8 protein-coding genes and 1 pseudogene are annotated in these 13,440 nt (G+C 59.0%); 5 read left to right on the plus strand and 4 right to left on the minus strand.

The genetic code is table 11. From position 1 onward, the window contains the following. Positions 1–210: 210 nt before the first annotated feature. Positions 211–1,179: a sugar-binding transcriptional regulator gene (locus ACX80U_RS11670; protein ID WP_459268536.1), complete on the minus strand. Its 969-nt coding sequence runs from the start codon at positions 1,177–1,179 to the stop codon at positions 211–213. 442 nt (positions 1,180–1,621) lie between these two features. Here ACX80U_RS11670 and ACX80U_RS11675 point away from each other — a divergent pair, with 442 nt between their 5' ends. Both ACX80U_RS11675 and trhA read left to right on the plus strand, forming a co-directional pair. Then, complete coding sequence (locus tag ACX80U_RS11675) at positions 1,622–3,196, plus strand: alpha/beta hydrolase domain-containing protein (RefSeq protein ID WP_459268537.1); 1,575 nt, start codon at positions 1,622–1,624, stop codon at positions 3,194–3,196. Between the two features lie 864 nt (positions 3,197–4,060). Next, positions 4,061–4,807, plus strand: a complete 747-nt coding sequence (gene trhA, locus ACX80U_RS11680) for a PAQR family membrane homeostasis protein TrhA (protein WP_459268538.1) — start codon at positions 4,061–4,063, stop codon at positions 4,805–4,807. A gap of 352 nt (positions 4,808–5,159) precedes the next feature. On the opposite strand, the pseudogene ACX80U_RS11685 reads toward trhA, so the two are convergent. Further along, a pseudogene (locus tag ACX80U_RS11685) lies at positions 5,160–6,368 on the minus strand (IS256 family transposase); the annotation flags it as partial. A 431-nt stretch (positions 6,369–6,799) separates the two neighbouring features. Further along, complete coding sequence (locus tag ACX80U_RS11690) at positions 6,800–7,372, minus strand: recombinase family protein (protein WP_459268539.1); 573 nt, start codon at positions 7,370–7,372, stop codon at positions 6,800–6,802. A gap of 559 nt (positions 7,373–7,931) precedes the next feature. Between ACX80U_RS11690 and ACX80U_RS11695 the strand changes: the two genes are divergently transcribed. Beyond that, entirely contained in the window at positions 7,932–10,385 is a 2,454-nt protein-coding gene (locus ACX80U_RS11695) for an SIR2 family NAD-dependent protein deacylase (protein WP_459268540.1), read from the plus strand. Positions 10,386–10,485: 100 nt separating this feature from the next. Here ACX80U_RS11695 and ACX80U_RS11700 read toward each other — a convergent pair whose 3' ends face one another. Beyond that, positions 10,486–10,959: a hypothetical protein gene (locus ACX80U_RS11700; protein ID WP_459268541.1), complete on the minus strand. Its 474-nt coding sequence runs from the start codon at positions 10,957–10,959 to the stop codon at positions 10,486–10,488. A 239-nt stretch (positions 10,960–11,198) separates the two neighbouring features. On the opposite strand from ACX80U_RS11700, the gene ACX80U_RS11705 reads away from it, so the two are divergent. Both ACX80U_RS11705 and ACX80U_RS11710 read left to right on the plus strand, forming a co-directional pair. Further along, positions 11,199–11,861, plus strand: coding sequence for a hypothetical protein (locus ACX80U_RS11705; protein ID WP_459268542.1), 663 nt, complete (start codon positions 11,199–11,201; stop codon positions 11,859–11,861). Continuing rightward, positions 11,854–13,110, plus strand: coding sequence for an exonuclease domain-containing protein (locus ACX80U_RS11710; protein ID WP_459268543.1), 1,257 nt, complete (start codon positions 11,854–11,856; stop codon positions 13,108–13,110). The genes ACX80U_RS11705 and ACX80U_RS11710 overlap by 8 nt, the downstream gene beginning before the upstream one ends. Positions 13,111–13,440: the final 330 nt, after the last annotated feature.

Here is a 13,440-nt window from a genome sequence, read left to right on the forward strand (position 1 = left end):
ATTGGTCCAGCTAATAGTGGAAGCGGGCGGCGCTAAAGCGCAACGAGGATGCACAGACGTGCACGTCAGAGGGTGGTGGCGCGGCACGTTGCCCAGTCCAAGGCGCCGAGCATCTGGTTGCCCTTCTTCCACTGCTCCTGCGTCACATCGGCTGGTGTTCGCGTACACAGGCAGGTGTCGTGACGCTCCCAGGAATAATCCGGTCCTTGATCATGCGTCCTTCGTGAGCGGGTTTATTCGGCGCATCAGGGTGCGCGCCGTGATCTCATCGATGACGAGGTCCGTAACAACGCCTGCGCGCAGGGCACCCACCAGTCCCGGCACTTTCTGGTCTCCAGCGACGACGCATAGACGGCTTGGGATTTGTCGTAGCTCCATGGGCGTGGGACCGCTGGCACGTCGATTGAGGTCGATGTCGGCGTAGGTGCCGTCCTCGCGCAGAAAAACGGTGCAGACGTCTCCAACAACACGGTGGGCGGCGAACTGTTTGAATGCGTCTTCTGTCAGATAACCTCCGCTGTAAACCTCTGACCGCGTCGAGCCCTGGAACGCACCGACGCTGAAGAGAGCAAGATCGGCCGAGTTGCGCACGGAGAGCACCCGGCGCACGCTCGACTCGGCCCACATCAGTCGACGTGTCTGCTCATTATCAAAGAAGGCCGGCGTCGGGAACGGGATTAGGCTGGAGCCGAACGCTGCGGCCATCTCGGCCAGGAGTTCCGGTGAGTGCCCCATCTGCGGAGCCCGGGCACTCACTGCTCCGTTCATCTGCACCACTGTGGTGTCCTGGGTGCGTTTGGGTTGAAGATAGGAAGCGACCGCGGAAGTAGTGATTCCCCAGGCCACCGCCAGGGTCATACCGTTCCCAAACCGGTCACTGACCAGCACCGCAGCGTAGCGGGCTGCCGCCTCTAATCGCCTCGCGTCGGAAGCGGAAGCGGACGTTCCGGCTACATGGGCAGTGACGCCGAAAGTGTCCGATAACGTCTGGGCGAGCTCGCTACGAGTATTCATGGGGGTGGACAGACTGATCCTTACAATTCCTCGATCCCGCGCAGTCTGTAGCATGCGGGACACTGTGGACCGCGACACCGACAGTCGGTCTGCCACGGCCTCCATGGTGGCCCCCTGGATGTAGTAGAGTTCGGCCACCCTGTAAAGAGTTGTTTCATCGATCATGGCTCTCCTATGAAGCACGGAATTAGGAATTCTGAGAACTGTACGCAGGCCCTGCGCAGTCCCGTATATCGCTCCTGCGTACATGAACCCCTGCACGCTGTCGGCGAAACGGCAGTATCACGAAGGAGCGCGGTAGGTACAAGCCGCAGTCCCGTTACGCGGCCCGCGTTTGGTCCCAGAGATACCTTCGGTGGCAGCAAGCCTATGGCCACACCAATGTCGGGAAATGGGCCAATGCACGCTTTGGCGGCGAATCGGGGTAGCTTCTGCACGTTATTCCAGATCCTCCACGCCACCCTTGACCACGCCTGTTACGCCTAAATACTGTCGGAGAGTCTCGCGGCCTTCGCCCACATCGGCTTGGGCACGAGCGCACGGCACCGAAGCCGGCGCTCTGCGAGGCCGACCGGGCAATGTTGCCCGGTCATGATCAGGAGTGTCCATGACTACCCTCTTCCACAAATCAGTCCTGTTGTCTCTGTCTCTCGCCGTTATCAGCGCCAGCTTGTCCGCCAGTCCGGCACTCGCGAAGGACACTTCACCGGTTCCGGGCCCAGTTGCTGCCGTTTCTTCCGGCACAACGACCCCGATCCCCGCTGTTCAGGGGCCGCTGAAATCCACCGCTGAAACGTATCCGTTCGGTGCCGCCGATCATCAGGAAGTACCTCAGGATCTGACGAAGCTCGGCTACGTGGAGGAGGAATACCTAGTCAGCGGCACGTCCAACGTCTACACCTGGCCCACGACAGGCCCAGCTCAAATCCGGACCGCCGATGCTCCGTACACCACCCGTGTGCTCGTGCGGAAGCCCGCCAAAGACCAGAAGTTCAGCGGAAACGTCATCGTCGAAATGCTCAACCCGAGCAACCTCTTCGACCTCAACATCGGCTGGGCTATGACACAGGAGCAGATCGTAGCCAACGGCGATGCCTGGGTAGGCATTACCGCGAAACCCATCGCCGTGCAGGCACTGAAGAACTTCGACCCCGAGCGGTACGCATCCCTGTCCTTCGCGAATCCGCTGCCCTTGACCGACCCCAGGAACTGCACCGCTGTCGCCTCGGACTCCTCAAGGACCACCGAGAACGGCCTCATCTGGGACATCTATTCGCAGGTCGGCGCCTGGCTGAAGAGCGACGCTGCGGATAATCCGCTTCGTTACGATTCACCAACCACACGCGTCGAGCACGCATACGGCTTCGGGTACTCCCAGACAGGCGGTTTCCTCGTTAATTACATCAACGGTGTGCATCCGCTCGTGGGCAAGGCCGACGGCGCACCAATTTATGATGCATATATCGTTGCCGTCGCCGGAGGCGCTTTCGCTGGTGCCTACCCCATGAACCAGTGCGAAGCCGCTCCACCTGCCACCGACGCGCGCCGCCAGTTCAAGGACGTCGGCGTCCCCATCATGCGGATGATGTCTCAGTCCGACTACCTCCGGGGTATCGGATCCCGCCGGGCCGACAGCGACGCCCCCGGTGACCAGTACCGCCACTACGAGATGGCCGGAGCCGGACACGCGACACCCGACGAGCTGATCTTCTCTGCATCGTCAGAGGACATCATCGCGGCGGACCGCGCCGTTCCACCCGTGTCCTGCAACGAGGGACCGCGGAGCAGGTTCCCGAGTTCCATCTTCTTCAACGCAGCGCTCCGAAACCTCGACCTCTGGGTGCGCGACGGCATAGCCCCGCCACGCGCCGAGCCAATCCTCGTGCGCGACGGAGCACCAGTGCTCGATGAGTTCGGCAACGTTCAGGGCGGACTGCGCTCCCCCTTCCTCGATGCGCCCACGAGCACCTGGTACGGCACGGCAACCGGGGCCTCGTTCTGCTTCATCGCCGGGTATGAAAGGCCGCTGCCGCAGAACATAATAGACGGCCTGTACAAGAACCACGGCTCATACGTGAAGGCTGTGAAGAACAGCGTCCAGGCGCTCGAGCGCCAGGGCTTCCTGACGGATTACGACGCACGCGACCTGCAGCAAGACGCGGCGAGAAGCGACATCCCCTAGCTGTACTGCTTAGAAACGTTGGTTGATGTGTGATCGGTCGCAGCAGGTTCTGGACGCGAGGAGGACCTCCGGTCGAGTGTGGAGCTATCTAGTTCCGTCCTCGACCAGGAGGTCCTCGTGTCCCACGCCAATGCGGCTCTTGCCCCGATTCAACGTCGGCGGATCGGCAGACCGATTGTCGACAAGGGAACCAGTCGCGCACACGGCGATGTTCATTCACGTGTCATAGCCGACCGCCAAGAGGGTGGGCTGAACGGTACGCGGCCATGGGTGCGGCAGACATGCAGGATCGATCCTCGCGCCCGCACCATAGCCCGATGAGAACCGATCCCAATATTGTGCGCAAGGTCGTACATTTGCAGTGGAATAAGCGCCTCGGATCGATCAAGACCGGAGCAAATCAGCCAGACAGCGAGCACCGGAAATGAGTTGGTGTGTGAACGTTGGTGCGCTGAGCGCAAATCCTCCCGTCATGTGAGCGAGCCGGCAAACCCCAACCCACATTCCTACCGCCCAACAACTTAGAGGCATCGGAGGCTGCGGTTCCTTTATGCCGATGTCGAAAGCGGCTCTGCTGCAGGATGCATAGATGCGCAACGATATTTGGGTAGGTGTGCGTCCCGCCTAGTATCGAAGGTCGGGGGCTAGTGCCATTGTTATGTGGCGACCTGCGGAACGGCTTCTGAAGAGTGAAAGACAGAGGGATATGGCTCGTCACGCGTGGGTTTGAGCGCGCGATCCGATTATGTCGGTTGGGTCTGGGGCGCCGTATCGGACTACACCTCTAGCGCTCGAGAACATCCCGGCTCTCACAACGGGCCTACCGCACCGCGTGCGACTGCGCGAAATTAACAGGAGACACTCGTGGACAACGCAATCTTTCCACACCCTGCTCCGGATCGCGGGGCATCTTCGCATCAGGACCTCCCCCGTGTTCCGTTGGTGCAGGCCGCCGCATACGAACCTCAGGACCCCAAACCGACCTGGCGGGGCTGGATCCACCTCAGCACCGTGCCGGTTGCCCTCGTAGCTGGCATCATTCTCATCACAGCGGGCGACGGAACCGCGGCAAAGACAAGTGCCGCGGTCTTCACCGCCACTTCGCTGCTGCTGTTTGGGATCTCCGCCGCATATCACCGCATCCCCTGGAGCCCCCAAACCAAGGCAGTTTTCCGCCGCCTAGACCACGCCAACATCTTCCTGCTAATCGCCGGCACCTACACCCCCTTGGCCATCAACGCGCTGCCTTGGCCCAAGAACGCTGTCTTGCTGAGCGTGGTCTGGGGGGGTGCACTGCTGGGGATCATGTTCCGCGTTTTCTGGCTGCGCGCCCCCCGGTGGCTCTATGTGGCCCTTTACATCGGCCTGGGTTGGGCTGCTCTGATGTACATCGGCGAGCTGTTTCAGACCAACGCCGCGACGATGATTCTCGTTCTGGCCGGCGGACTCGCCTACACACTGGGCGCAGTCTTCTACGCCCTCAAACGCCCCAACCCCTGGCCCAAACACTTTGGATTCCACGAAATCTTCCACAGCTGCACAGTCATCGCTTTCCTTTGCCACTGGACCGGCATCCTACTCGTGACCATCAACCCCCTCACACACAAGTAGCACTTCGCCAAGCATCTCTACCGCGTCATGAAATCAACAACCATCAACGCCCCGAAACCCAGACCCAATTGACAAAAATAGGAGCGTCGAACAGGGTCCTTCGCCAGTACCTCACGAAGGGCTCCAACCTCCGACGATTCACAGCCGAAGACCCGGACGACATCGCGAACCGCCTCAGCGATGGGCTAGCTTCAACGACCTCTACCGAGCCCACACCACCACCACGAACCCACCAGCGATACCCTCAAAACCACGGGCGGTGCATTGACCGGGACTGTCCGATAAACGGTGTGTGGGGTCCGACGGTTCTCATCAGTGAATGGTTTTCTCGAATCGTCCGGCGAAGGGGAAAAGCGAACGCGTTGAGGGCAGGTTTCCACCTGATCACCCAGCGTGCTCTGCCGCCGCCGGTCGGGTCAAGAGATCGGGTCACGAGGTAAAGGCACTTCAGGGCGGCGGCCTCGTTCGGGAAGTGGCCGCGGGCTCTGGCCCGGCGGTAGCGGGCGTTGATCGACTCGATCGCATTCGTCGTGCAGATGACCCGGCGGATCTCCACGTCGTATTCGAGGAAGGGTACGAATTCTGCCCAGGAGCTCTCCCAGAGCTTCACGATTGCCGGGTACCGTTCACCCCACTCCGCGGCGAACTCCGTGAACCGGCCCTTCGCAGCTGCCTCACTCGGGGCGGTATAGACGGGTTTGAGGGCCTTGACGATGCCGTCGCGGTGCTGCCGACCGGCATAACGGAAGCTGTTGCGGATCAGGTGCACGATGCACTGCTGAACGACCGTCCGCTCCCAGGTGGTCGTGATCGCTTCCGGTAGACCCTTGAGCCCGTCGCAGACGGCGATGAGCACGTCCTGGACGCCACGGTTCTTCAGCTCGGAGAAGACCTGCAGCCAGAACCTCGCTCCTTCACCTCCGTCGCCGGCCCAGATGCCCAGGATCTCCCGTTCCCCGTTCGCGGTGACGCCCATGACGACGTAGAACGGGGTGTTGCGCACCTGCCCGTCACGAACCTTGACCACGATCGCATCAACGAACAGCACCGGGTAGAGCGGATCCAGCGGACGGGAGGACCACTCCGCCAACTCGCCGGCGACCTTCTCCGTGATCCGACTGATGGTGTCCCTGGAGACCTTGGCCCCGTAAACCTCCTCGAAGTGCGCCGCGATCTCCCCGGGCGTCAGCCCCCGGGCGGACAGCGAGAGCACGATCTGGTCGATGCCGTCCAGGCGCGGTTTCCGCTTGGGCACGATCACCGGCTCGAATGACCCGTCGCGGTCTCGCGGCACCTCGATCTCGACCGGGCCGATCTCGGTCAGCACTGTCTTCAATCTTGTGCCGTTGCGCATGTTCTCCGCGATCGGCGTCTGACCGTGCTCGTGCCCGAGGTGCTCGGTCAGCTCGGCTTCCAACGCGGTTTCCAGAACGTTCTTCGTGAGCTGGTTCAGCAACCCTCCGGGGCCGACCAGGCTCACGCCCTGCTCCTTGGCCTGCGCGAGCAGCCATTCGGCGAGGTCCTTCTGATCGATGATCTCTCCTGTCACAGGATCGATCATCGCCTCTGTTGCATCGGTCGTGAAGTCGTTCACGGCCATCTCCTTCCGGATCAGGCCGGACCCTCACACACCGTTTTTCTTACAGTCCCCCTGTCTGGTGTTCGTTTTCAACGGCGAAAAATTTCGCTCGACGAGTGTTGCCAGGGAATGTTGCCGACGGGCGTGCTGTCTTGCTGGCCGTCGGCGGGCTGCTGGTGCACGCCGCCTGATAGTCGCTGCAGCAGCACGGGATGCACAAAGGGGGAGAAAACCGCGGGTTCTCCCTTCCCGTATCTTCGTCCTGCCCGTCGTCGTCAGGAATTAAGGAGCTTTTGTTGCGCTTGCACCCGCTATCGACAGTCCCGGCTCCAGGCAATCAGGATCGTCCGGCCTTATGAACAGCGAACAAAATCTCATCACGCACCGCACAGAAGACCGATTGATGACCCTCGTTAGACGGGCTCACTGCTGTCGATGCTTAGGTAGCGGTAGACGGTGGCGCGGCTGGCCCCGATGATCCTTCCGATGTCAGCTGGTGCGAGCCCTTGAGCTTTCAGGTCCCGGGTGCGCTTGACCTTCGCATGGTCACTGGTGACTTCCCTCCTGCCGGCCTTTCGCCCATGTTCCGCGGCCGCGGCCATGCCTGCCCTGGTGCGCTCAGCGAGCTGGTCACGTTCGAGCTGAGCGAAAGCGGACATAACGGTGAGCATTGCTCTGCCCATCGGTCCGGTGGTGCTAATGCCTTCGGTAACGCTGCGAAAGTGCACACCCCGGTGTTCCAGGTCATCGATGAGGACCAACAGGTTACGGGTGTTACGGCCTAGCCTGTCTAGCTTCCATACGACGACCTCATCACCTTTTCGTAGATGGTCGAGGAGCTTGTCGAGCTCGGGCCGGCTGGCCGTCGTGCCACTCACCCCGTGGTCGGTGAAAATCCGGTTACACCCCGCAGCAGTGAGCGCCGCGTGCTGCAAATCGGCGCTCTGCTCCACGGTGCTGACCCTGGCATAACCGATGCTACCCATTCTTCTGCTCCTCGCACTCATCAAAGGCACTTTTTTGCTTTGTTGAGAATAGCGGATGTGAGACACGTTGTTGGGACAAGACGCGCAGGCAGGAAACGCCGTAGACGCTGGCCTCCACAGCTCCCGGCCGAGATGCCCATTCCGTCCAGTCAAGGGATCCTTTGATTGGACGGCTGTTCAACACTCCGCTGGGACACTGAAGCCACACGCACACTTGGTAGCGCATCACTCCAACACACTGAGTTGACTGATCTAGGAGATCTGGCCCGTAAGACAGGTGTAGGGCGAAGGTCCGAGAGATTTCCTCACGCAGCAGGTCTCGGTCAGCAACGACCCGTTGCGAGGTGTACCCGCGAAACAACCCTTCGCTCAGTGGCCAGGAAACGCGGTAGCTCAACAGTTTGCCGGGAATTGGGCGATAGGGCATCCACGAAACCCTCGCCATACCGTATGGAGTCAAGAACGTCTCCAGCACACCGCTGTAAAGTCGTGACGACAGGGGGAATCGGGGCTATGCGGCCGACGAAGACCGCGGAGTACCACGCGAAGGATGAACTAGATGGATGTACAAGAGCTTGTCCGCCAGATCACGCCGACGAGGACCACCCTCTTGTTCGGAGCCGGAGCTTCAATCCCTTCCGGCGCCCTAACTGGCTCCCAACTAGCCCGCAAGCTCGCGCGCCACTTGAACCCAGAACCCGAAGACGCCGACCTCAGCGAAGTCGCGCAACTCCTAGAGAATCGCAAGGGACGACCCTTCCTCGTTGAGAAGGTGCGAGATTCCCTCATTGACCTGAAACCCACCGCAGGTTTGCTTACTCTGCCAGATTTCGATTGGCACGCTATATACACTACAAATTACGACACCCTCGTTGAACAGGCCTACCGTAAGGCCGGCCGCTCCCTTGAGGTTTATAGGTCCAACTATGACGTGACAAAACCGAGGGGTGAACATACTCCCTTGGTAAAGATACACGGTTGTGTCACGCAGGACACAGCCGACGGCCATAAAAGCCGCATGATTATTACTGAAAGCGACTACGACGATTATCGACTTTACAGGCAGACCCTTTTCAACGGTTTAACTCAGGACATGTCGACATGCGACACTGTCATTGTAGGACAGTCTTTATCGGACCGCCATCTGAAGGATCAAGTTAAGCAAATTATTGGCTTGCGATCACAAGGAGTTGCGACACGCATTTTCCTGATCGTCCACCAATATCAGCCAGACCGCGCCGAGCTTTACACCCGTCTCGGCATAGAGGTCATAGCGGCTGGATTAGACCAGTTTCTACTGGAACTTATGGATGCAGGTAAGACCTCACAAACTCCCGCCTACTCCACGTCTACGGAGCAGGCTCTTCTTTCCCATTCGCTCGTACTAACCACCACCGATGTGCAGCACGCCACTTCGCTATCTTCGAGTGTAACGAAGCTCTTCAATGGATCCCCTGCCAGCTACGCCGACATCAAGAACGGGTTAACCTTCAACCGAACAGCACAAAAAGAACTTGAAGCCTCGCTAACGGGCGTTCGAGGACATTTTAACGTAATTGCTGGCGCGCGTGGCGTGGGAAAGACTACCCTCGCCCGATCTTTCCTTTTAGAACAGACGCGAAAGGGATTGCCTGCGTGGGAACATAAGCAAGACGCCATACTCAACGTAGATGCTTGGGTCGAAGTAGAGAAAAAGCTCAAGTTATCTAAAATTGATGGCTTTCTACTTATCGATGACTGCTCACGCCACCTCAAAGAGGTAAACAACCTCGTGGACAAGCTTTCAGCCCTTGATAGACCAAACCTTCGCCTCGTAATGACGGTTGACGCCGCGAAATGGAAGGTAGCACGAAAGGCTCAAGGACTTTTCGCCAGGGGATCGTTCCTGAGATTGTCGGTCTTGGCCCGCGCCGATCTAGAAGAGCTTGTAGCACTTTTAGATCGGCGCCCCGAAATAAAACAACTAGTTGAACAGAGGTTCTTGGCCCTAGGGCGAGCGGAAAAGCTCGCTCGCCTGAGGAACAAGTGCAGTTCTGAAATGTTTGTATGCTTGAAGAACATCTTCGCTAACGACAACCTCGACGACATTCTTCTTCAGGAATATTTTTCCCTGTCTGAAGAGTCAAGAGAAGTTTATCGATACGTCGCTGCAGTGCAGTCTCTTGGCGGACATGTTCATCGACAGCTGATCGTTCGACTACTTGGCCTAAGCGCCACTGGGCTGGACGCGACCCTATCGCATCTTGAAGGTATCGTTTTTGAGAGAAGTGTTGACTCACGCCAGGGAATCTACGGTTGGGAGACGCGGCATGATGTAATCGCTACAATCATCTCACGGCTAAAGTTCGCCGATCAGGGTGAGTTGGAGCAACTTTTCACACACCTAATTGATAATTTGAATCCGACTATTAAGCTAGAAATTGACACCGCGATCGCCCTTGCAACTGAAGATATGGGCATTGCAAGGCTGACCAACCTTAACTCGCAGATATCTATTCTCCGTAAGCTGATCGAGATTGTTCCATCTCACCACACCCCTCGACGCCGACTCGCAAAGTTGTTCCTAAGTCATGACATGCTCGCAGAAGCCAATCACGAGATTGCGACCTCCCTTCCTGCCCTTGGCCCCGACCCAGTAATGCAGCGATACAAGGCTCAGTCAGCATTGAGAAGAGCAGAAACTATTCTAATGGTTGAAGACTCGGACCGTCTCGCGATGTTGCTTGATGCTGAAAATATAATAAGAGGATGCATCAACAGGTTTGGGGCCGATATGTACTCCTACTCGACGTTGGGAAATATCGGCCTGGCACTTGCCGGTGGCTTCGGAGAATACCGCGCCATCGACGATGCGATGGATCTACTGACTCAGCTAGAGGCGTCCAATGGCGACCCCCAGATTCAAGTCATACATCGGGCATTGCACGATAAACTTCGTCGAGTGGAAAATACTAATGAAGTTTCGCCTTCGGGCGTGGGTAAGTTAGTCGAGTTACTTGTCGACGAGGGCTAATATCTCGTCTGGCTTGTTGGCTTATATGGCATGCGGCGCTGCAGTCATCGTGCAAGTACGTGGTCAAGAGATTCATGAGACATAGCCGTACGATCTGAAGTCAGCAAGGGTTGGAGGTGTACCACCACCACGCCTCCTCCAGCGGCGTCCAGAGGTATCTTCCTCGAACGCGCTTTTGGTACGACTCAGCGCGTTGCTGAAGCTTCAGGTCGTCCCATGAGTAGTTCTGCCAGATCCAGCCGTCACCAAATGGGCCCATGCCGTATGGTTCGTCGCCGTACCCGCCGGGGCTAGCAAAGGTTACGAGGCGGTGTGTTCGCGCTCCTCGAGCAAGAACCAGTGCCCCGGCGGCATGACCGCCTGATTGAGCGTAGATTTCGTCCTGAGCTTGGACTGCAAGCACTCCTTTAGGTCGAAAGTAAGCCTCGTGTAGGTCGTACACAGCGTGCAACCCAAAGTGCGCTTCGATGGCTGCGGCCTCGATGTCGCTGCCATGACAGGCTTCTTTGACGCGTTCAGCTGCAATTTCCAGAGCTCTCAAGCCGAGAAGGTAGATATGACTGACATGTTCCACGCTGCTGACACTAACGGTCGTTCGTCCTGGTGTATCCAGCAGGCTCTGTAGGCAGAGTGCATCGAGCAGCCGATCATCCTTCTGCGTGCGGGTTACAGCGCGTTGAAGAACGTCTTGGCCCTCAACCTCAGCAAACCATCAGGAACTACTTTGGGTTAGCTGATCTATCGGCGAGGGACGGGGCTCTGCAGCCGCTATACCCCTAGGATCACGAATAGTTACTGGTCTAGGGGGAAATTATGGTCACTGTTGATGCCGTCTCGCATGGAATTACTGTGCTTGATATTTATGAAGGGCGCTGGGGGCTCTGGCAGGTATCGGCGGTAGCTCTTACCGGCCCGCTACGCGCCACTGCCACGAACGCCGTTGTCACGGAAGGCTTCGATGAGCGGGCCTTTCGAAGCCTGACCTACAAGCGACCAATCCTGTTGACCGCGCGAGCTGAGCAGGCATGCGACGAGCCGCAGGTCTTCGACGCTCCTATGTTCGACCCGGACACGTTCCTTGCCCACTGCGCCTCCTGGGTGGACATGCTGCAGGAGATGTTCTGGCAGGAGAATGATCGCCGGACCGCCTATAACCAGGCGAAGGTGGCCGAACGCAAGGCAGCGCGCGCAGCTGGCCAGGTACCACCTGATTATCAGCGGCAAGCACCACTGCTGGATATCGATTGGCCCGCAAGTCCTCGCCCGGACGTGTGGACAACGTCGAAGGACTGTACGGATTCGGTGAACGCTGAAGCACTCCGCGTCGCTAACGGTTGCATCAAGCTCCTGAACTTCTGGATCGACATCGAAAATGACCGGCTCCGGAAATCCCGGAAGTACTTCAACGGACTCGGAGGCCCAACGGTCCGTTCCTGGCCGACGCCGGCCTCGGAGTGGGTGAGCGATCGTGGCTGAACCCCTCTTCGCGGTCGTCGACGTCGAAACAACAGGGTTCCGGCCCGGAGGTAACCATCGGATAGCGGAAATCGGAGTCGTGCGAGTCGATGCCTCCGGTCAGGTCGTGGATCGGTGGGAGACGCTGATCAACCCTGGCCGTGACCTTGGACCTCAACGGGTGCACGGTATACGGGCAGCCGACATCCTCGATGCGCCCACCTTCGCCCAGGCGGCACCCACTCTGACCGAGATCCTTCAGGGCTGCATCATGGTCGCCCACAACATCAGCTTCGACGCGGGATTCCTCGCCCACGAGTACAAGCGAGCCAGTATGCACGTACCCGAGCAATTCCTTGCCGGACTCTGCACCATGCACCTCGCCCACGACTACGTGTACGGCAACGGCCGATCCCTCGCACACTGCTGCGAGTTCCTGAGCATCACCGACTACAAGGCACACTGCGCCGGAGACGACGCCTTTGCAGCGGCCAACTTGTTGGGCCGGTACATCGACATGGATCCCGACCGTGCCGACTGGACTATGGCGCTCGAGCGGGCAACAACCATTTCCTGGCCGGCGTCGGGGCCGGGTGCGATGACATCCTTCGCACCCGTCCTGCGGTCCCCCACGGACCGGGTAGAGAAGCACTTCCTCTCCCGCATCACCGCACACATGCCCGAGTACACCGGGCCAACAGAACATGACCAGTACCTGGCCCTTCTCACCCAAGCCATGCTCGACCTGCACCTATCCGTTCACGAACAACGTGACCTCCTCGCCCTCGCCGATGGACTCGGCATCAGCCAGGAGCGATGCCACGATCTACACGTCTACTACCTCGAGCAGCTCGTCCTGGCGGCCTGGGCCGACGGCCTCATCACCGACGCAGAGCAGAACGACCTGTACAAAGCAGCGGATATCCTCGGCGTCGACACTTCCCTCGTGGACACAGCACTTCTGGCCGCCCCAAAACAAGCTACGCAGACACTTGGGGTGGCGGACCCGCGGTCGGTCAAGCCCGGCGCCACGCTGGTACTGACAGGACAAATGACCCGTCCGCGCGGCGAACTCGCGGAGATCCTGAAAGGCATGGGCTACATCGTTGCTGAGAATGCGACGAAGAAGACCGACCTCGTGATCGCCGCCGACCCGGACACACTGTCCGGTAAGGCCGGCAAGGCAAGGAAATACCGCATCCCGGTAGTAGGAGAGCAATTTCTCTACGAGAGGCTCGGCATCCCGGAGGTACACGCGACGGGCAAGTAAAACCACCGGCACGCCGAAGCTAGCCCCTGTCCCCGCTGCAGCAGCAAGGTCACGAGCTCGAGAACCAGCGACCGTTAGGAGCATCAACCGATAAGTGGGGTCCAGCCCACCTGCCGGGACGGTCGAGGCGCAGCCGATGACAACGAAAATCAGTCTCGCTATGGCGAACAGGCTGCAGATTGAGTGAGTCTTTCGTCGACTCGGTCTTCACTTTGCCGAATTAAGCGCCCGCAGCGAGTTCTTCTCTCATCAGCTCAGCGGATGTAGGCCGGAATGCCAGGCTATACGTAGGAATCGTACAAATCGCATCGGGCCATTAGCAAATAGCTA

Source organism: Arthrobacter sp. TmT3-37, assembly GCF_054510835.1.